The organism is Thioalkalivibrio sp. ALE22 (assembly GCF_000381445.1).
Classification (GTDB): Bacteria; Pseudomonadota; Gammaproteobacteria; order Ectothiorhodospirales; family Ectothiorhodospiraceae; genus Thioalkalivibrio.
The window spans coordinates 24,943-42,041 of the sequence record NZ_KB906501.1 but is presented as its reverse complement, the minus strand read 5'-3'; the positions used below and the strand labels follow the sequence as shown (position 1 = coordinate 42,041).

Below are 17,099 nucleotides of genomic sequence, written 5' to 3'. Positions count from 1 at the left end.
GAGATTGCAGTGCAGCCTGTTCGCTTTGGGGGCGTGCCGGACACCCCGTCCGCGCCCGTCTGTAATCAGTTGGTTATGTAGGTTTTCGACGCGCGTGACCAAGCGCAATGCTCGGTCTTAAGGCAGTAATCTACTTGACCTTATTAGCGTGTTCGGGAATTCTATCGGATTTTACAGCCCGCCCAGATGGGTATTCGCGCGTGCGGCCAAGGCCCCTCGCGTTCAGGCTGCGCCTTGGTTGCGTGGCTGCGGGAATACGATTTCAACACGTTGTTTGGAGAGACAAACATGGCAAACCAAGGCGTAAACCGAGGCCGGCGCCGGTTCCTCGTCGCCGCGACATCTGTCGTAGGCGGAGCCGGGGTCGCCGCTGTCGCGGCCCCGTTCCTGGCGTCCTTGCAGCCCAGCGCGCGCGCTCAGGCGGCCGGGGCCCCTGTCGAGTTCGACGTGTCCGCTGTCGAGCCGGGCCAGCGTGTCAGCGTCGAATGGCGCGGCCAGCCCATCTGGGTCGTGCGACGCACCGAAGAGATGATCGCCGGTTTGTCCGAGGTGACCGACCGCCTGCGCGATCCGGAATCCGAGGTCGAGAGCCAGCAGCCGGAATACGCGCAGAACGAGCACCGATCGCGCAATCCCGAGATCCTGGTCGTGATCGGCATCTGCACCCATCTGGGCTGCTCGCCCACCTACCGCCCGGAGATCGGTGACCCCGAGATGGGTTCCGACTGGCAGGGTGGCTGGCTGTGCGGCTGCCACGGCTCCCGCTTCGACCTGGCCGGCCGCGTGTATCGCAACATGCCGGCGGCGACCAACCTGGTGATCCCGCGCCACATGTACCGGACGGACACCTTGCTTGTCATTGGTGAAGACGAAGACGGGGAGGCGATCTAAATGGCCAGCAATCCTGATACCAAGATCCAGGGCGGTCTGCTGGGCTGGGTCGATGCCCGCTTCCCGCTCTCCCAGATGTGGAACGAGCATCTGGCGCAGTACTACGCGCCGAAGAACTTCAACTTCTGGTATTTCTTCGGCTCCCTCGCCCTGCTGGTGCTGGTCATCCAGATCGTCTCCGGCATCTTCCTGACCATGTTCTACAAGCCCGATGCGGAACTCGCGTTCGCGTCGGTCGAGTACATCATGCGCGACGTGGAGTGGGGCTGGCTGATCCGCTACATGCATTCCACCGGCGCCTCGATGTTCTTCGTGGTCGTCTATCTGCACATGTTCCGGGCGCTGCTGTACGGCTCCTACAAGAAGCCGCGCGAGCTGATCTGGATCTTCGGTGTGCTGATCTACCTGGTGCTGATGGCCGAGGCCTTCGCCGGCTACCTGCTGCCGTGGGGCCAGATGTCCTACTGGGGCGCGCAGGTGATCGTGAACCTGTTCCAGACCATCCCGTATATCGGGCCGGATCTGGTGACCTGGATTCGCGGTGACTTCCTGCTCTCCGATGCCACGCTGAACCGCTTCTTTGCGCTGCACGTGATTGCCCTGCCGCTGGTGCTGATCATGCTGGTGGCCGCGCACATCATTGCGCTGCACGAAGTGGGCTCCAACAACCCGGACGGCATCAACATCAAGGAGAACAAGGACGAGAACGGCATCCCGAAGGATGGCATCCCGTTCCACCCGTACTACTCCGTGAAGGATCTGGTCGGTGTCGGCGTGTTCCTGATGGTCTTTGCCGTGATCATGTTCTTCTTCCCGACCGGTGGCGGCCTGTTCCTGAAGCCGGACAACATGATCCCGGCCGACCCGCTGGTCACCCCGGATCTCATCCCGCCGGTGTGGTACTTCACCTCGATGTATTCGGTGCTGCGTTCCGTGCCGGATCCGTTCCTCGGCGTGGTCGCGATGGGCCTTGCGGTGGTGATGCTGTTCTTCATCCCGTGGCTGGATCGCAATCCGGTACTGTCGATGCGCTACCGCTCGTTCGCGGCCAAGTTCAACCTGGCGGTGTTCGTGGTGGCCTTCGTGATCCTCGGCTGGCTGGGTCTGCAGCAGGCCACCACGGAAGTGAGCGAGATGAGCCTGCGCTTCTCCACGGTCTACTTCGCGTTCTTCTTCCTGCTGTGGTTCCTCAGCAAGGAACGCTCCGCGGTCTTCAGCCTGATCGCATTCGCCGTGGTGGTGGGCATCTACACGATCTACGACATCCTGCGTTTCGATCCGAGTGACGCGAGTCTGATCATGTGGTCCTGGCTGATTCCGACTGTGTATCTGTTCGTGACCATGGTGGCCCCCGCCTTCGCGCGTGGCCTGGGCCGTGACCGTGCCGTTCCGGAAAGGGTGACTTCGTAATGAAAACGCTGATTGCAACTACGTTCCTGGCCGCTGCGGTCCTGTTCACCGTCCCGGCCGCCTCGGCGGCCGGGTACGACGGTGACCTGGAGAAGGCCAATATTGACGTGACCAATGAGGCCTCGCTGCAGCGCGGTGCCAACCTGTTCATGAACTACTGCATGGGTTGCCACTCCACGGAGTACATGCGCTACAACCGCGTCGCGCGGGATATCGGGCTGACCGAGCAGCACATGGAAGAGAACTTCATCTTCATTACCGACGAAGCCGGTGATCCGGTCGGCGTGGGTTCGCTGATGAAGAACGCCATGAGCGACGACTACGGCGAAGAGGCCTTCGGCGTGGTTCCGCCCGACCTGACCATGACCACCCGCATCCATGGCGAGGACTGGGTCTACACCTTCCTGAAGAGCTTCTATGTGGATGAGTCGCGTCCGCTGGGCGCGAACAATACCGTGTTCAGCAACGTCGGCATGCCGCACGTGCTGTGGGAGCTCCAGGGCTGGCAGGAGAAGGTTGTCGACGAGGACGGCAACGAGCGTCTCGAGTTGGTGCGCTCCGGTAGCATGACGCCCAGCGAATACGACCGCGCCGTGCGCGACATCGTCACCTACCTCTCCTACATGGGCGAGCCGATGCAGCTGGACCGCCAGCGGATCGGCCTGTACGTCCTGATTTTCCTCGGGATCTTCACGATCCTGGCCTACTTCTTGAAAAAGGAGTACTGGAAAGACGTACACTAGGCGGCCTGAACCGTCGCCGGCGCACTGATCAAGGATGATCGCGCGCCGGTGTTATTGACCGTCTGCCCGGCGTGGCCTCGTGCCTGGCCGGGCTAGGGAGAAAGCCATGGCGCTGGTCGCCAACCGTCGTTCCGTTATGACCCTGTTTTCTGCTCACGACTGTGTGCGCTGCCACCGGGTGCGCATCATCCTTGCGGAGAAGGACATCGCCGTGGATGTCGTGAATCTCGGGCCGGACGAGCTGCCCGAGGATCTCTCCGATCTGAATCCGTACAACGAGGTCCCGACCCTGGTGGATCGCGATCTGGCCCTGTACGGGACGCATGTCATCACCGAATACCTGGACGAGCGTTTTCCGCATCCGCCGTTGATGCCGGTGGATCCGGTTTCGCGGGCGGCCGCGCGGCTGGCGCTTTATCGCGTGGAACGCGACTGGTACGAGGGGCTGGACGCGGTCTACAAGGCCTCCGGCTCGGGGTTGACCAAGGCACGCAAGATCCTGCGCGAGAGCCTGGTGAGCTCGGCGGAGATCTTCGAACTCAAGCCGTACTTCCTGAGTGACGAGTTCTCCATCGTCGACTGTGCCATTGCCCCCGTAATGTGGCGGCTTCCGGCGGTCGGTATCGACCTGACCTCGCTGCCGCAGGCGATCCAGGAATACGCCGACCGTGTGTGCAAGCGCGAGTCTTTCCAGGTGAGTCTGACCGAGGCCGAGCGCGAGCTGCGCCTGTGACTTCGTCGCGCCCCTATCTGCTCCGTGCGCTGTGGGAGTGGGTCACGGATAACGGCTTCACGCCGCATATCCTGGTCGACGCCACGGTCGAGGGTGTGGTCGTGCCCGAGGCCTTTGTGGATCAGGGCAAGATCACCTTGAACGTTGGTCCCTCCGCGGTACAGGCGCTGAATATCGGGGACGACGCCGTGGCCTTCTCGGCCCGCTTCGCTGGCAACCCGATGGATGTGTTCGTGCCGATGCCGGCGGTTCTGGCGGTCTACGCCCGCGAGAACGGGCAGGGCATGATGTTCGGCAGCGAGCCGGGGCCCGGCCCCGAGGACGATGGTCCAGGCGCGCCGCCGGATGGGTCCGGTGATGGCGGGGGCGGAGAGGATGCCCCGGCGCCCAGGCGCAAGGGGCCGTCGCTCAAGGTCGTCAAGTAGTGCGCAGGGCCCCGTATGGGGCCCGTTTCTTTTCCGGGGATGTGTGCCGGACGAAGGGGGCGTAGCCTCAGGCCGGGCCGGGTGCCTTGCCGGGGTTGAGGATGTTGTCGGGATCGAACTCGCGCTTGATGCCCGCCATCAGCCCCAGAGCCACCGGGTCCAACTCGCGCGCCACATAGGGCCGCTTGACCAGACCGATGCCGTGTTCCCCGGACAGGGTGCCGCCGAGCGCGAGGACCAGCGTAAAGACCCCGTCCAGGCAGCGTTCGGCCGCCGCCAGTTCCTGAGGGTCGTCCGGGTTGACCAGCAGGTTCACGTGGATGTTGCCGTTGCCGGCATGGCCGAAATTCACGATCTTGATCGCGTGCTCCGTGGCCAGGCGGTCCAGGCCCGCGATGAGGTCGGGGATGCGCGAGACCGGCACGACCACATCCTCGTTGATCTTCTTGGGCGCCACCGTCCGCAGCGCCGGGGACAGGGCCTTGCGTACGGCCCACAGGGCCTGTGCCGCCTCGGGGGTGTCGGCGCTGTGGGTCTCGAGGCAACCGGGGCCCTCGGCCGCGGCGCGCACGCCGGCGGTGGTGGCGTCGATACCGGCCTCGGTGCCATCCGTTTCGATCATCAGGATGGCGCCGGCGCCCGCGGGCAGGGGGCAGTCCGGATCATAGTCGCGAATCATGGCAATGGCGGAGTGGTCCATGAATTCCAGCGCCGAGGGGACTTCCGCTCGGGCCATCAGGCGCGAGACGGCGCGGGCAGCGTCGCCGACATTGCGATATACCGCCTGGATCAGGCGGGTCGCCTCCGGCCTGGGGGTGAGGCGCAGCGTGGCCTCCGTGATCACGGCCAGCGTGCCCTCGGAGCCGATCAGCAGCCGGGTGAGGTCGTAACCCACGACACCCTTGGTGGTGTGGACCCCGGTGCGAAAGGCCTCTCCGGTGCCGGCCACGCCGGCGAGGCCCAGGGTGTTGTCCCGCGGGGTGCCGTACTTCACCGCATGCGGCCCCGCGGAGTTGTACGCCAGGTTGCCGCCCAGGGTGCAGTAGGCGCTGCTGGTCGGATCCGGTGGCCAGAAAAAGCCGTGGCGTCCCGCGGCCTGCTGGATCTCGCCGTTGGTGACGCCGGGTTCCGCGATCAGCCAGCGATTGTCCGGGTCCACCTCGAGGATGCGGTTCATGTGCTCGAAGGACACCACCAGCCCCCCGTGGTCCGGCACCGCGGCGCCCGTGGTGCCCGTCCCGCGCCCCCGGCAGGTGAGTGCAACGCCCAGCCGCCGGCACAGTCGCACCAGCTCGCGCACGGTATCCGCGTCGCGCGGGAAGGCCACCGCGTCCGGGACCGCGTGGAGCTTCGAGTTGTCCGCGCCATACGTCCAGCAGTCCGCCGGATCGAGCAACCGGTCGCCGGGTGCCAGCAGTTGTTCCAGTTCGCGGGCCAGTGGAGTCATGGGGTGGGCTTTGGATTCAAGGGAGCCGGTTTAATCGGTGGGTGCCTGGATGGCGTCCTGCAGCCACTCGATCCGGTCGCGGCCATCCAGGGTCATGACATCGAAACGCACCGGCCCGTTCCAGGCATGCTCCTGCAAATAGGCCTCGGCGACCCGTAGCAGGCGCGCCTGCTTGCGCCGGTCGATGCTCTCCGCGCCGCCCCCGAACCCGGGGTGGCTGCGTTTGCGTACCTCCACCAGCACGAGCGTGTCACCCTCCTGGGCGACGAGGTCGAGCTCGCCATACGGGCGGCGGACGTTGCGCGCCCGGATCTCCAGGCCGCGGGTCTCGAGGTAGGCGGCGGCCCGGTCCTCGGCGGCCTGTCCCGAGACGCCCGGGCGAAACACTCAGGAGCCTCCGGCGGGGAGGTCGATGCGCCGGGGTTCGCCGCGCTCGAAGCGCGCCCAGGCCGGCTCCCGCACCCATTCATGATTGAACGGGTTCAGGCCCCAGGTCCCGGTGGCGCCGACCAGCTGGTGATGCGGGGCGCTGCGCACCGCTTCCTGGCGCAGGCTCAGGCGCAGCGCGTCCATCCCCAGGGCGACAAAGCGAGGCAGTGCCTCGTCGCCGGCGTCTGCCTCTTCGTCAAGCGGGTGGACTCGGTCGAACAGGCGCGGCGCGTCGGGAAACACGATTCCGTTCAAGTCGGCATCGCGATTGGCATCCGGACGGCCCGAATAGACATGGGCGGTCGCCATCATCGGCAGGTGGCTCGCGCGGTGAAAGTGCACGTGCGGCACGATACGCCGCACCTGCGGGGCCGACCCGGCGATGAACAGATGGTCCACATCGGCACGTACTTGCGGGTCCGCCTCCAGTTCCAGTCCGGTCCGGCGCGCCACCTCGCGAATGCGGGATTCGCTTTGCGGGATCCCCAGGGCATTGCCAATGGTGGCGTTCAGTTCGCCCGCAGTGGGCTGGACCCGGATCACGTCGCGCGGGCGTCGATCGTCCTCGGCGAGCGTCGCCTGGTAGGCGCTCGCCACGCGATCGCCGAAGGCCCCCTCCGGCAGGATCACCAGCGGGTGCAGCCAGCCGGCGCGCGCGGCGCGATCGGCCACGGCCCGGGCGTCCTCTTCCGGGTTCAGAGCCAGCGTGGTCATCGCTTCGTGGGCAATGGTGCCGGCCCGGTTCAGCAGCACGGATGGAACGGCCTGATCGCTGGTTGCGACCTGCTGAACCGATTCGCGCCGCAGTGGGCCGATGATGCGCGCGACGCCCGATTCCACGCCGCGCCGGTAGAGCGCGGCCGCGGCATCCGGCTCCCCGCGAGTGTCGCGAACGATCAGGCGCCCGTTGCTGGCCCCCTCTGCGTAGTAGGCGCGGGTGATGCCGTCCAGGACCGCATTGCCGAGTTCGCCGAGATCGCCCGACAGGGGCAGGAGCACCAGAGTGTCGCCCGGTGCGTCCGGCGTCAGGGGATGGGACGCCAGCAGCTCCGGCAGCAGGCTGTTGGCCGGGTGCGAGGGATGGCGTTCCCGCCACTGGCCAGCGGCCTGGCGTGCTGCGTCCTGCGTGTCGGCGCCGCGCAGCAACCGGAACAGGCTGACCCAGGCATCGCCATCCGGCGGGTGGTTGCCGATCACTCGTTCGCGCTGGGCCGGGCGCAGGGCCGCGAGCAGACCCCACAGGCGCTGCTGGTTCTCGCTGTGCAGATCCGGCTCCATGATCAGGAGCCCGTCCAGGCGCAGGCGGGCGTCCAGGGCCTGATACCATTGGCCTTCGTGTTCCAGCAGCCGGGCGTGGAGCGACAGGCCTTCACGATAGACCTCCGGTGAACGCGTCGGATCGTCCGGGTCGTCCGCCCCGAGACGCTCGCGGGCCAGGTCCCAGTCACGCTGGGCCGCCGCCAGGCGCGCGCCCAGCAGGCGGCCGGCCTGGGAGTCCCGTTCGGCGTCGGGCAGCTCGGCCCAGAGGGTGTCGGCCCGCTCCAGCTGATCCGGCGTCGCCGGGTCCAGTGCCAGGACGGCTTCGATCGCACCCCGGACCGTCTCGGGTTCCGGGCGCGAACGCGCTTCGCTCAGCAGCAGGCTGGCGCGGACCTCCGGCGGGAGTTCAGCCAGGTCCGCGCGGGGTTCGGGTTCCGGGGCCGGCTCCGGGTCCGGGCGCGGCGTGGCGCACCCGACCACAATGGCCGAGGCCAGTAGCAACAGAGCAAGGCGGGACAGGGGCCGGGCGTGTCCGGCGCGATGAAGGGGTCGGGGCACGATGGTGGTCACGAGGTTTCCCTGGCGAATGAGGAGTCAGTATTGAAAGCGCATCAGGCCGTGTCAACGAACTGGGGCACGTTGTGGGTAGTGGCCACGCCGATTGGTAATCTCGGCGACATGAGCCCGCGTGCGGGCGAGATCCTGGCCCGGGTGCAGCGCATTGCCGCGGAGGATACGCGACACAGCGCCGGACTGCTGGCCCACCTGGGTGTGCATACGCCGCTGGTCAGCCTGCACGAGCACAACGAGGCCGAGCGGATCCCGGCGCTGCTCGAGGCATTGCAGGCGGGGGAGTCGGTGGCCCTGGTCTCGGATGCGGGCACGCCGCTGGTGTCCGATCCCGGCTTCCGTCTGGTGCGCGCGGCGCGGGAGGTGGGCGCGCCGGTGCGGGCCGTTCCGGGCCCCAGCGCCCCGCTGGCGGCGCTGGCCGTGGCGGGCTTGCCGTCCGACCGCTTCTGTTTCGAGGGCTTTCTGCCGCATGCGGCCGGGGCCCGTCGGCGGCAGCTGGAGGCGCTGCTGGCCCAGCCGGTTACCACGATCGTATTCGAGTCGTCTCATCGTATCCGGGCTGCGGCCGGGGACCTTGCCGGACTGGCGCCCGAGCGCGAGGTATTCCTGGCGCGCGAGCTGACCAAGCAGTTCGAGGAGCACTACCGGGGCGTCGCTGCGGACCTCCCGGCCTGGCTGGATGCGGATGCCAACCGCACCCGCGGCGAGTTTGTCCTGATCCTGGGGGCGGCGCCGGCCCCGGAAACCGGCGGCGAGGCCGACGAGCCGCTGGCGGCCGAACACGAGCGCCTGCTCACCGCGCTGCTGCAGGAGCTCCCCCTCAAGCGTGCCGCGCGCCTGCTCTCCGATGCGACCGACCTGCCACGCAACCGCGTCTACGCCCGCGCCCTGGCCCTAAAGGACGCCCAAAGCTAAGGCCTGTTTTTCACCACGAAGCACACGAAGGCACGAAGAAGGGCAAGGTCAAGGGCGCTTCACAGGAAGTCGCGAAGGTTTGAAGGAATGAATGCGGGTTGAACCCACTGGGCTCGGACGGTGTAGCAATGAGTGTCCGGCCAATCCTGCCAGCAGTAACGCCCTTCTATCCTTCCAGCCTTCCTGTCATTGCTTTTGACCTTGCCCTTCTTCGTGCCTTCGTGTGCTTCGTGGTGAACAAAAGGGGGGCGTCGGCGGCCAGGCCCCTGAAAAGCCTTGCGTTCCGTGGCGGGGCGGCGTACAAGGAGCGCGGGAGTCGGCCGGGCAGTCGCTGCATCCTCGGATGTGGAGGAAAGTCCGGGCTCCGCAGGGCAGGACGCCAGGTAACACCTGGGCGGCGCGAGCCGACGGAAAGTGCCGCAGAAAATACACCGCCGATGGCCTTCGGGCACAGGTAAGGGTGAAATGGTGCGGTAAGAGCGCACCGCGCGACTGGTAACAGTTCGTGGCAGGGTAAACCCCGTCCGGAGCAAGGCCAAATAGGGGTGCATGGTGTGGCCCGCATCGCACCCGGGTAGGCTGCACGAGGCGTCCGGTGACGGACGTCCCAGATGAATGACTGTCCACGACAGAACCCGGCTTATGGCCGGCTCCCACTTTTTCCCACCTGCGAGTCTCCCGCCGCCGTGCCGGTTCGGGCCGGTCCCGCTGTGTCCGCGGCAAACTTGTAAAGTGATGCATGAAGTTTGGGCCTCAACGCAAGGCTTTTAATACCCTTCTTCCAGCTCTTTCGGCGCCCTCGCGTCGGTCGCGCTAAGTCTCTGTGATTCAACGCTTATTTTTTGTTTTTCGGGGTCGATTTTCTTGACTCTGGAGGATGCCCGTACCTATAGTGTCGAAAAGTGGGTCAAAGTGGGGAAAGGTGGGTAACCACCGCTACCAGCCATGTTTCGAGGCGTCAGCCAGCTCAATCTGGATGCGAAGGGCCGCCTGGCCATGCCGGCGCGGTATCGCGACGACCTCGCTGCGAGCTGCAACAGCCAGCTGGTGATTACCGTTGATCCCTCCCGTTGCCTCCTCCTCTACCCGTTTCCGGAATGGGAGCGCATCGAGCAGAACCTGATGTCCCGCCCCAACATGAATCCCAAGGTGCGCAATTTGCAGCGCCTGCTGGTGGGTCATGCCACCGAATGCGAGCTGGATGGCAGCGGCCGGTTGCTGCTGCCCACGCCCCTGCGTCAGTACGCCGGCCTGGAAAAGCGGGTCGTGCTGCTGGGGCAGGGCAAGAAGTTCGAGATCTGGGACGAGGCCACCTGGGAGGAGACCTGCGCCCAGGTGCTGGGGGGTGACGTGGATGACGAAGCGCTCGAGTCCATCGCGTTGTGACGGGCATGGAATCCGTCTCCCATATTCCGGTGCTGCGCGACGCGGTGCTGGAGGGCCTGGCCGTGCGAGCTGACGGCTTCTATGTCGATGGCACCTTCGGCCGCGGTGGCCATAGCCGGGCCATCCTGGAGCGGCTGGGGCCGGAGGGCCGGCTTCTGGCCATGGACCGCGATCCGGAAGCCGCGGCGTCCGCCGAGGCGCTGGCCGACGACCCCCGCTTCGCCTTCGAGGCCGGGCCGTTCTCGACCATGGCGGACACGTTGCGCCGGCGCTTCCCCGAGCGCGGCCCGGACGGGGTGTTCCTGGATCTGGGCGTGTCCTCGCCGCAGCTCGATACGCCCGAGCGCGGCTTCAGCTTTCAGCATGATGGTCCGCTGGATATGCGCATGGACCCCGCCAGCGGCGAGAGCGCCGCGGACTGGCTGGCACGCGCCGACGAGGGCGAGATCGCCGATGTGATCTACCACTATGGCGAGGAGCGCCACTCGCGGCGTATCGCCCGCGCCATCGCGGCCGCGCGCGCCGAGGCGCCGATTACCCGTACCGCCGCGCTGGCCGAGATCGTGCGCCGGGCCGTGCCGAAGCGCGAGCCGGGCAAGCACCCGGCGACCCGCACCTTCCAGGCCCTGCGCATCTTTGTGAACCGGGAGCTCGCCGAACTGGAGCAGTGGCTGGCCACGATCCCGGACGTCCTGCCGCCCGGCGCGCGGCTGGTGGTCATCAGCTTTCATTCGCTGGAAGACCGCATGGTGAAACAGGCCCTGCGCAAGCCGGTGTCCGACGTGCGGCTGCCGAAGGGCCTGCCGGTGATGCCGGAGGAGCCGGAGCGCAAGCTGCGGCCGGTCGGCAAGCCGGTCCACGCCGATCGCGAGGAACAGCGCATCAATCCGCGCTCGCGCTCGGCCGTGCTGCGTGTCGGGGAGCGACTCTGATGGTCGCGCGCGGACTTCTGGCAGTGGCGCTGGCGACCGGCGTGTTTGCCTCGGCGATCGGGGTCGTCGCGGCGAAGCACGAGGCCCGCCAGGCCTTCGTCGACCAGCAGCAGGCGCTCGCCCAGCGCGATGTCCTGAATCTGGAATGGACGCAGTTGCAGATCGAGCAGTCGACCTGGGCGACCCAGGGCCGGGTCGAGGAACAGGCGCGCCGGCAGCTGGACATGATCCAGCCGGATTCCGACCGCATCGTGGTGATCGGGGGTGATGTGTGGGCGCGCTGAAGCGGCAGATCAGCGGCGGTCGCCTGAAGGTCGTGATCGGCGTGTTCGCGCTGGCGGGCATCGCGCTGCTGTTGCGCGCCGTCGACCTGCAGGTGCTGGAGCGCGACTTCCTGACCTCGCAGGGCGAACAGCGCCAGGTGCGCACCCTGACCGAGTCCGCCCATCGCGGCATGATCACCGACCGCCATGGCGAACCGCTGGCGATCTCGGCCCCGGTGCAGACCGCCTGGGCCAATCCGCAGGACCTGATGGAACAGCGCGATCGCTGGTCGGATCTGGCGGCGGCGCTGGAGGTGGAGCCTGCGTGGCTGGCGGAGCGGATCGAGAGCCGGTCCTCGCGCGAGTTCGTCTATCTGCGCCGCCACATGCTGCCGGAACAGGCCGAACGCGTGGCCGCGCTGCGCATGCAGGGGGTGGGGCTGACCCGCGAGTTCCGTCGCTACTATCCGCACGGCGAGGCGACGTCGCACGTACTCGGCTACACCAACATCGACGATCAGGGCCAGGAGGGGGTCGAGCTGGCCTTCGATCAGTGGCTCTCGGGCCAGCCGGGAGCCAAGCGCGTGCTGCGCGATCGCCACGGCCGCACCATCCGCGACGTCGCCAGCATTCGCCCCGCGCGGGACGGCAATACGCTGGCGCTGACCCTGGATCAGCGCCTGCAGTACCTGGCCTACCGCGAGCTGAAGGCCGCGGTCGCCGAACACAACGCGCGGGGCGGCTCCGCGGTGATGCTGGACGCCCGCAGCGGCGAGGTGCTCGCGCTGGTCAACCAGCCCGGCTTCAATCCGAATAACCGTGGTGCCATCCGTTCCGACCGCGCTCGCAACCGCGCCATCACCGATACCATGGAGCCGGGCTCGGTGATGAAGCCCTTCACCGTCGCGGCGGCCCTGGATGCCGGGGTGGTGGATGCCAACGCCACGCTGGAGACAGGCCCCGGTACCATGCGTGTCGGGCGCCTGACCGTTCGTGACCTGCGCGATTACGGGACCATCGACCTGACCACCCTGATTGCCCGTTCCAGCAACGTCGGGGCCACGCAGCTGGCGCTGGAAACCCCGGCGGATCGCTTCTGGCAGACCCTCCACCAGGCCGGGTTCGGGCAGGCGCCGGGCACCCATTTCCCCGGCGAGGCCCGCGGGCGCCTGCGGGACTTCACCACCTGGCGCGAGGTCGAGCAGGCCACGCTCGGCTATGGCTACGGCCTGTCGCTGTCGCCGCTGCAGATGGCGGCCGCTTACACCGCCTTCGCCAACGACGGCGAGCGCGTGCCGGTCCGGCTGGTGCGCACCGCCGACGATCTGCGCGAACCGGCGCGGGTGATGTCCCCGCGCACCGCCCGCCAGGTACTGGCGATGATGGAGCACGTGATCGGCACCGAGGGCACGGCCCGCCAGGCGGCGATCGATGGCTACCGGGTGGCCGGCAAGACCGGCACCAGCCGCAAGAGCGGGCCGGGTGGCTATACCGAGGACCGCTATTTCTCCAGCTTTGTCGGCCTGGCCCCGGCCTCTGATCCGCGCTTCGTGATGGCCGTGGTGATCGACGAACCCGATGCCGGGGTCTACTACGGCGGGGCCGTCGCGGCCCCCGTGTTCCGGCAGGTCGTTGGCTCGGCCCTGCGCATGTTCAATGTGCGCCCGGACGCGATGCCGGAAATCCCGATGCGCCTGGCGGCGGAACACGAGGGGGCCACATGATGGCCGCCCGCGATACCCGAGGCGAGGCTGCACCCGTGCTGGGCGATCTGCTGCCCGCCGGGTCCCTGCGTCCCGAACAGGCGGCCCTCCCGGTCGCCGACCTGGTCCAGGACAGCCGCCGGGTCGGCCCCGGCGCGGCCTTTGTGGCCCTGGCCGGCACCCACGGGCACGGCCTGGCGCATGCCGCCGATGCGGCCGCCCGTGGCGCCCGGGTCATCCTCTGGGACGAGGGGGAGCCCCCGGAATCCGCCGTGGAGGTCCCGCTGATCCATGTGCCGGGTCTGCGCGACCGGCTACCGCAGATGGCGCGCGCCCTGTTCGGGGCGTGGCCGGAGGCGGCCCCCCTGGTGGCGGTGACCGGCACCGATGGCAAGACCACGGTGACCCACCTGATCGCGCTGGCCCTGGAGGCCCTGGGCCGGCCCACCGGCCTGATCGGCACCCTCGGCGTCGGGCGTCCCGGGCAGCTGGAGGCGACCGGGCACACCACGCCCGGAGTGCTCGATTTGCATCGTCATCTGGCGGATCTGGCGGGGTCCGGTTGCCAGGCCGTGGCGCTGGAGGCCTCCTCGCATGGCCTGGCGCAGGGGCGCCTTGCCGGGGCCCCGATCACGGTCGGCGTGCTGACCTGCCTGAGTTCCGACCACCTCGATTTCCACGGCAGTCAGGAGGCGTATGCCGAGGCCAAGGCCCGCCTGTTTGCCTGGCCCGGCCTGCAGACGGCGGTGCTGAACATCGACGACGCCTTCGGGCGCCGCATCGCCGGGGGGCTGCCGCCGGGTGTTCGCGCCCTGACCTACAGCGCGACCGGGGCGCCGGCCGACCTGCGCGCCCGCGACGTGGTGGCCACGCCCGACGGGCTGCGCTTCACGCTCGAGGCCGAGGGCCAGACCCGCACGGTCCAGTCCACGCTGTTCGGCCTGTTCCAGGTGGGCAACCTGCTGGCGACCCTTGCCACGCTGCAGGCGCTGGGCCTGGAGTGTGAACAGGCCATCGCCGTCCTCGCGCGGCTGCCCGGCGTGCCCGGGCGCATGGAGCGCTTCCCGCTGCCCAACGGGGCCCTGGCGGTGGTCGACTATGCCCACACCGCCGAGGCGCTGGACGCCGCCTTGCGCGCCCTCCGGCCTCACACCGAGGGACGCCTGAGCGTGGTCTTCGGGTGCGGTGGCGAGCGCGACCGCAGCAAGCGTCCGGCGATGGGACGGGTGGCCTGCGAGCGTGCGGACGTGGTCTTCGTGACCGACGACAACCCGCGCGGCGAGGACCCGGCCGAGATCCGAGCCGAGATTCTTGCCGGCTGTGCCACGGCCGCCGAATGCCACGAGATCGGTGATCGCGCCACTGCGATCGCCAGCGCCCTGGCGGAGGCCGGCGCGGGCGATGTAGTGCTGGTGGCCGGCAAGGGCCACGAGACCACTCAGGAGATTCGCGGGCAACGGTATCCGTTCAGCGACCGCGAGCAGGTGCGGGCCGTGGGGCGGCGGCATCCGCAGGACACGCGCGACCCGCAGCGCGCGACCGGGGAGGAGGGAGAATGATTCGCATGACCAGCCAGGAACTGGCCGAGGCCGTGAAGGGACGCCTGCAGGGGGCGGGCGACGTGGCCTTCGAGGGTGTGTTCACCGACACCCGCGAACCTCGCCCCGGGGCGCTGTTTATCGCGCTGAAGGGGCCCAACTTCGATGCCCACACGCAGGTGGGCGCCGATCTGCCGGCGCCGGTGCTGCTGGTCGAGCGGGCCCTGGATGTCCCGCAGCCGCAGGTCATTGTCTCCGATACGCGCGAGGCGCTGGGTCGGCTCGGCCGCGACTGGCGCCGCCAGAGCCGGGCGCGGGTGATCGCCCTGACCGGTTCGAACGGCAAGACCACCACCAAGGAGATGCTGCGCTGCATCCTCGAGGGCGCAGGCTCCGTGCATGCCACCGCGGGCAATCTGAACAACGAGATCGGCGCGCCGCTGACGCTGCTGGCCATGCCGCAGGACGTGGACTACGCGGTGATCGAACTGGGCGCCAACCACGCCGGCGAGATCGGCCGCATGGTGCGCTGGGTCGAGCCACAGGTGGCCATGATCACCAATGCCGGGCGCGCCCATCTGGAGGGCTTCGGGAGCCTCGAGGGCGTGGCGCATGCCAAGGCCGAGATCTACTCCGGTCTGCCGGCCCAGGGCGGTACCGCCGTGATCAACCTGGACGACCCGTTTGCCGACTACTGGCTGTCCCTGAACGAGCACCACCACAGCCAGCGCTTCTCGCTGGAGGGCGGCGGCGAGGTCGAGGGGATGTGGCAGGCCCCGGACCGGCTGCGGCTGGCGATCCTCGGCGCGGGGCGCGACCTGCGCCTGGCCGGCCCCGGGCGCCATCTCGCGGCAAACGCCGTCGCTGCGGCCGCCGCGGCCAATGCGGTGGGCCTCGGGATCGACCGCATCGTCGAGGGCCTGGCGCGCTGGAAGCCCGTCCGCGGGCGCCTGCAGGAACTGTGGCACGTCACTGGCGCACGCCTGTGGGACGACAGCTACAACGCCAACCCGGACTCGCTGAGGGCCGGGCTGGAGGTGCTGGCGGCCATGCCCGGCCGGCGCATCCTGGTGCTGGGCGCGATGGGCGAGCTGGGCTCGGAGACCCGCGAACTGCATCGCGAAACGGGCCGGCTGGCCCGGGCCATGGGCATCGACCACTGCCTCGCCCTGGGCGACGCCGCGCGCGACAGTGCCGAGGCGTTCGGTGATGGTGGCGAATGGTTTGCCGATCACGGCGCATTGCAGGCGCGCCTGGAGGCGCTCCTGGCCGAGGGTACGACGGTGCTGGTGAAGGGCTCGCGCAGCCAGCACATGGAACGGATCATCGAGGGGCTGGATCTGGCCTCGGCAGCGCCGGAGGTGGCGGATGCTCTACGCGCTGACTGAGTACCTGAGCCAGTTCTATTCCGGCTTCACGGTCTTTCAGTACCTGACCGTTCGCGCCATCCTCGGGGTGGTCACGGCGCTGGCGATCGCGCTGCTGATCGGCCCGGCGATGATTCGCCGCCTCACCGTCGGCAAGGTCGGCCAGCAGATCCGTGACGACGGCCCCGAGTCGCACCTGACCAAGGCCGGCACCCCGACCATGGGCGGCGCGCTGATTCTGGTCGCGGTGGCCATCGCCACCCTGCTCTGGAGCGACCTGACCAACCGCTTCGTCTGGCTCGTGCTGCTGACGACCCTCGCGTTCGGTGCGGTCGGCGGCTGGGATGACTACCTGAAGCTGCGCTATGGCAACAGCAAGGGGCTGTCGGCGCGCGCCAAGATCCTGTGGCAGACCCTGTTCGCCCTGATCGCGGCCGGCGTGATCATGTACACCGCGCAGGGCCCGGTGGAGACCACGTTCTACCTGCCGGTGTTCAAGGACATCCAGTTCAGCCTGGGCTGGTTGTTCATCCCGCTGGTCTGGCTGGTCGTGGTCGGTTCCTCGAACGCGGTGAACCTCACCGACGGGCTGGACGGCTTGGCGATCATGCCTGCGGTGCTGGTGGCCGGCGCCCTGGGCGTGTTTGCCTACGCGGCGGGTCATGCGGTGTTCGCCGACTACCTCGGCATCCCGGCGGTGCCCGGGGTGGGCGAGGTCGTGATCTTCACCGCCGCGCTGGTCGGCGCCGGGCTCGGGTTCCTGTGGTTCAACACCTACCCGGCCCAGGTCTTCATGGGCGATGTCGGGGCCCTCGCGCTGGGCGCGGCCCTGGGCATGCTGGCGATCCTGACCCGGCAGGAGATCGTCCTGCTGATCATGGGCGGCATCTTCGTGCTGGAGACGCTGTCGGTGATGCTGCAGGTCGCCTCGTTCAAGCTCACCGGGCGGCGCATCTTCCGCATGGCGCCGCTGCATCACCACTTCGAACTCAAGGGCTGGCCGGAGCCGCGCGTGATCGTGCGTTTCTGGATCCTGACCGTGGTGTTCGTGCTGATCGGTCTCGCGACCCTGAAGGTGCGCTGATCC

The 17,099-nt window shown here is 68.2% G+C and carries 16 protein-coding genes and 1 other RNA gene; 14 read left to right on the top strand and 3 right to left on the bottom strand.

Going from position 1 to position 17,099, the window contains the following annotated elements; genetic code table 11:
• The first annotated feature begins 288 nt into the window (after positions 1-288).
• The 5 genes from petA to F793_RS0103480 all read left to right on the top strand — a co-directional run bounded on the left by petA (position 289) and on the right by F793_RS0103480 (position 4,202).
• Positions 289-891, top strand: a complete 603-nt coding sequence (petA, locus tag F793_RS0103500; protein WP_026280877.1) for a ubiquinol-cytochrome c reductase iron-sulfur subunit — start codon at positions 289-291, stop codon at positions 889-891.
• Complete coding sequence (locus F793_RS0103495) at positions 892-2,301, top strand: cytochrome b N-terminal domain-containing protein (RefSeq protein WP_018865637.1); 1,410 nt, start codon at positions 892-894, stop codon at positions 2,299-2,301.
• Positions 2,301-3,044: a cytochrome c1 gene (locus tag F793_RS0103490; RefSeq protein ID WP_018882420.1), complete on the top strand. Its 744-nt coding sequence runs from the start codon at positions 2,301-2,303 to the stop codon at positions 3,042-3,044. The genes F793_RS0103495 and F793_RS0103490 overlap by 1 nt, the downstream gene beginning before the upstream one ends.
• A gap of 106 nt (positions 3,045-3,150) precedes the next feature.
• Positions 3,151-3,777, top strand: coding sequence for a glutathione S-transferase N-terminal domain-containing protein (locus tag F793_RS0103485; RefSeq protein ID WP_018876487.1), 627 nt, complete (start codon positions 3,151-3,153; stop codon positions 3,775-3,777).
• Complete coding sequence (locus F793_RS0103480) at positions 3,774-4,202, top strand: ClpXP protease specificity-enhancing factor (RefSeq protein WP_018878159.1); 429 nt, start codon at positions 3,774-3,776, stop codon at positions 4,200-4,202. The genes F793_RS0103485 and F793_RS0103480 overlap by 4 nt, the downstream gene beginning before the upstream one ends.
• 67 nt (positions 4,203-4,269) lie before the next feature.
• On the opposite strand, the gene F793_RS0103475 is transcribed toward F793_RS0103480, so the two are convergent.
• The 3 genes from F793_RS0103475 to F793_RS0103465 are packed head-to-tail and all read right to left on the bottom strand — an operon-like array spanning position 4,270 to position 7,908.
• Complete coding sequence (locus F793_RS0103475) at positions 4,270-5,649, bottom strand: FAD-binding oxidoreductase (protein ID WP_018882419.1); 1,380 nt, start codon at positions 5,647-5,649, stop codon at positions 4,270-4,272.
• Positions 5,650-5,679: 30 nt separating this feature from the next.
• Positions 5,680-6,036: a YraN family protein gene (locus F793_RS0103470; protein ID WP_018878160.1), complete on the bottom strand. Its 357-nt coding sequence runs from the start codon at positions 6,034-6,036 to the stop codon at positions 5,680-5,682.
• Entirely contained in the window at positions 6,037-7,908 is a 1,872-nt protein-coding gene (locus tag F793_RS0103465; RefSeq protein WP_038037099.1) for a penicillin-binding protein activator, read from the bottom strand.
• A 78-nt stretch (positions 7,909-7,986) separates the two neighbouring features.
• Here F793_RS0103465 and rsmI point away from each other — a divergent pair, with 78 nt between their 5' ends.
• The 9 genes from rsmI (at position 7,987) to mraY (ending at position 17,096) form a co-directional block, all read left to right on the top strand.
• On the top strand, positions 7,987-8,823 hold the full coding sequence (rsmI, locus tag F793_RS0103460; RefSeq protein ID WP_018882417.1) for a 16S rRNA (cytidine(1402)-2'-O)-methyltransferase: 837 nt from the start codon (positions 7,987-7,989) through the stop codon (positions 8,821-8,823).
• A 312-nt stretch (positions 8,824-9,135) separates the two neighbouring features.
• An RNA gene (rnpB, locus tag F793_RS13430) (RNase P RNA component class A) lies at positions 9,136-9,481 on the top strand.
• Positions 9,482-9,768: 287 nt separating this feature from the next.
• Positions 9,769-10,209, top strand: a complete 441-nt coding sequence (gene mraZ, locus F793_RS0103455) for a division/cell wall cluster transcriptional repressor MraZ (RefSeq protein WP_017942776.1) — start codon at positions 9,769-9,771, stop codon at positions 10,207-10,209.
• 5 nt (positions 10,210-10,214) lie between these two features.
• Complete coding sequence (gene rsmH, locus F793_RS0103450; protein WP_018878162.1) at positions 10,215-11,141, top strand: 16S rRNA (cytosine(1402)-N(4))-methyltransferase RsmH; 927 nt, start codon at positions 10,215-10,217, stop codon at positions 11,139-11,141.
• Entirely contained in the window at positions 11,141-11,425 is a 285-nt protein-coding gene (gene ftsL, locus F793_RS0103445; RefSeq protein WP_018865645.1) for a cell division protein FtsL, read from the top strand. Before rsmH ends, ftsL begins: the two co-directional genes overlap by 1 nt.
• Positions 11,413-13,128, top strand: a complete 1,716-nt coding sequence (locus F793_RS0103440) for a penicillin-binding protein 2 (protein ID WP_018865646.1) — start codon at positions 11,413-11,415, stop codon at positions 13,126-13,128. Before ftsL ends, F793_RS0103440 begins: the two co-directional genes overlap by 13 nt.
• The gene (locus tag F793_RS0103435) at positions 13,125-14,666 is read left to right on the top strand and encodes a UDP-N-acetylmuramoyl-L-alanyl-D-glutamate--2,6-diaminopimelate ligase (RefSeq protein ID WP_018882416.1); all 1,542 of its coding nucleotides are present in this window, start codon (positions 13,125-13,127) and stop codon (positions 14,664-14,666) included. The genes F793_RS0103440 and F793_RS0103435 overlap by 4 nt, the downstream gene beginning before the upstream one ends.
• On the top strand, positions 14,663-16,033 hold the full coding sequence (gene murF, locus F793_RS0103430) for a UDP-N-acetylmuramoyl-tripeptide--D-alanyl-D-alanine ligase (protein ID WP_018882415.1): 1,371 nt from the start codon (positions 14,663-14,665) through the stop codon (positions 16,031-16,033). The genes F793_RS0103435 and murF overlap by 4 nt, the downstream gene beginning before the upstream one ends.
• Positions 16,014-17,096 (top strand): phospho-N-acetylmuramoyl-pentapeptide-transferase, encoded by a 1,083-nt coding sequence (mraY, locus tag F793_RS0103425; protein ID WP_018876478.1) that lies wholly within the window; start codon positions 16,014-16,016, stop codon positions 17,094-17,096. The genes murF and mraY overlap by 20 nt, the downstream gene beginning before the upstream one ends.
• The last annotated feature ends 3 nt before the right edge of the window (positions 17,097-17,099 follow it).

Excerpts from the sequence above, each read along its gene's own strand:
- petA (WP_026280877.1), top strand. The coding sequence starts at position 289 with ATGGCAAACCAAGGCGTAAACCGAGGCCGGCGCCGGTTCCTCGTCGCC.
- F793_RS0103495 (WP_018865637.1), top strand. The coding sequence starts at position 892 with ATGGCCAGCAATCCTGATACCAAGATCCAGGGCGGTCTGCTGGGCTGG.
- F793_RS0103490 (WP_018882420.1), top strand. The coding sequence starts at position 2,301 with ATGAAAACGCTGATTGCAACTACGTTCCTGGCCGCTGCGGTCCTGTTC.
- F793_RS0103485 (WP_018876487.1), top strand. The coding sequence starts at position 3,151 with ATGGCGCTGGTCGCCAACCGTCGTTCCGTTATGACCCTGTTTTCTGCT.
- F793_RS0103475 (WP_018882419.1), bottom strand. The coding sequence starts at position 5,649 with ATGACTCCACTGGCCCGCGAACTGGAACAACTGCTGGCACCCGGCGAC.
- mraZ (WP_017942776.1), top strand. The coding sequence starts at position 9,769 with ATGTTTCGAGGCGTCAGCCAGCTCAATCTGGATGCGAAGGGCCGCCTG.
- rsmH (WP_018878162.1), top strand. The coding sequence starts at position 10,215 with ATGGAATCCGTCTCCCATATTCCGGTGCTGCGCGACGCGGTGCTGGAG.
- ftsL (WP_018865645.1), top strand. The coding sequence starts at position 11,141 with ATGGTCGCGCGCGGACTTCTGGCAGTGGCGCTGGCGACCGGCGTGTTT.
- F793_RS0103435 (WP_018882416.1), top strand. The coding sequence starts at position 13,125 with ATGATGGCCGCCCGCGATACCCGAGGCGAGGCTGCACCCGTGCTGGGC.
- murF (WP_018882415.1), top strand. The coding sequence starts at position 14,663 with ATGATTCGCATGACCAGCCAGGAACTGGCCGAGGCCGTGAAGGGACGC.
- mraY (WP_018876478.1), top strand. The coding sequence starts at position 16,014 with ATGCTCTACGCGCTGACTGAGTACCTGAGCCAGTTCTATTCCGGCTTC.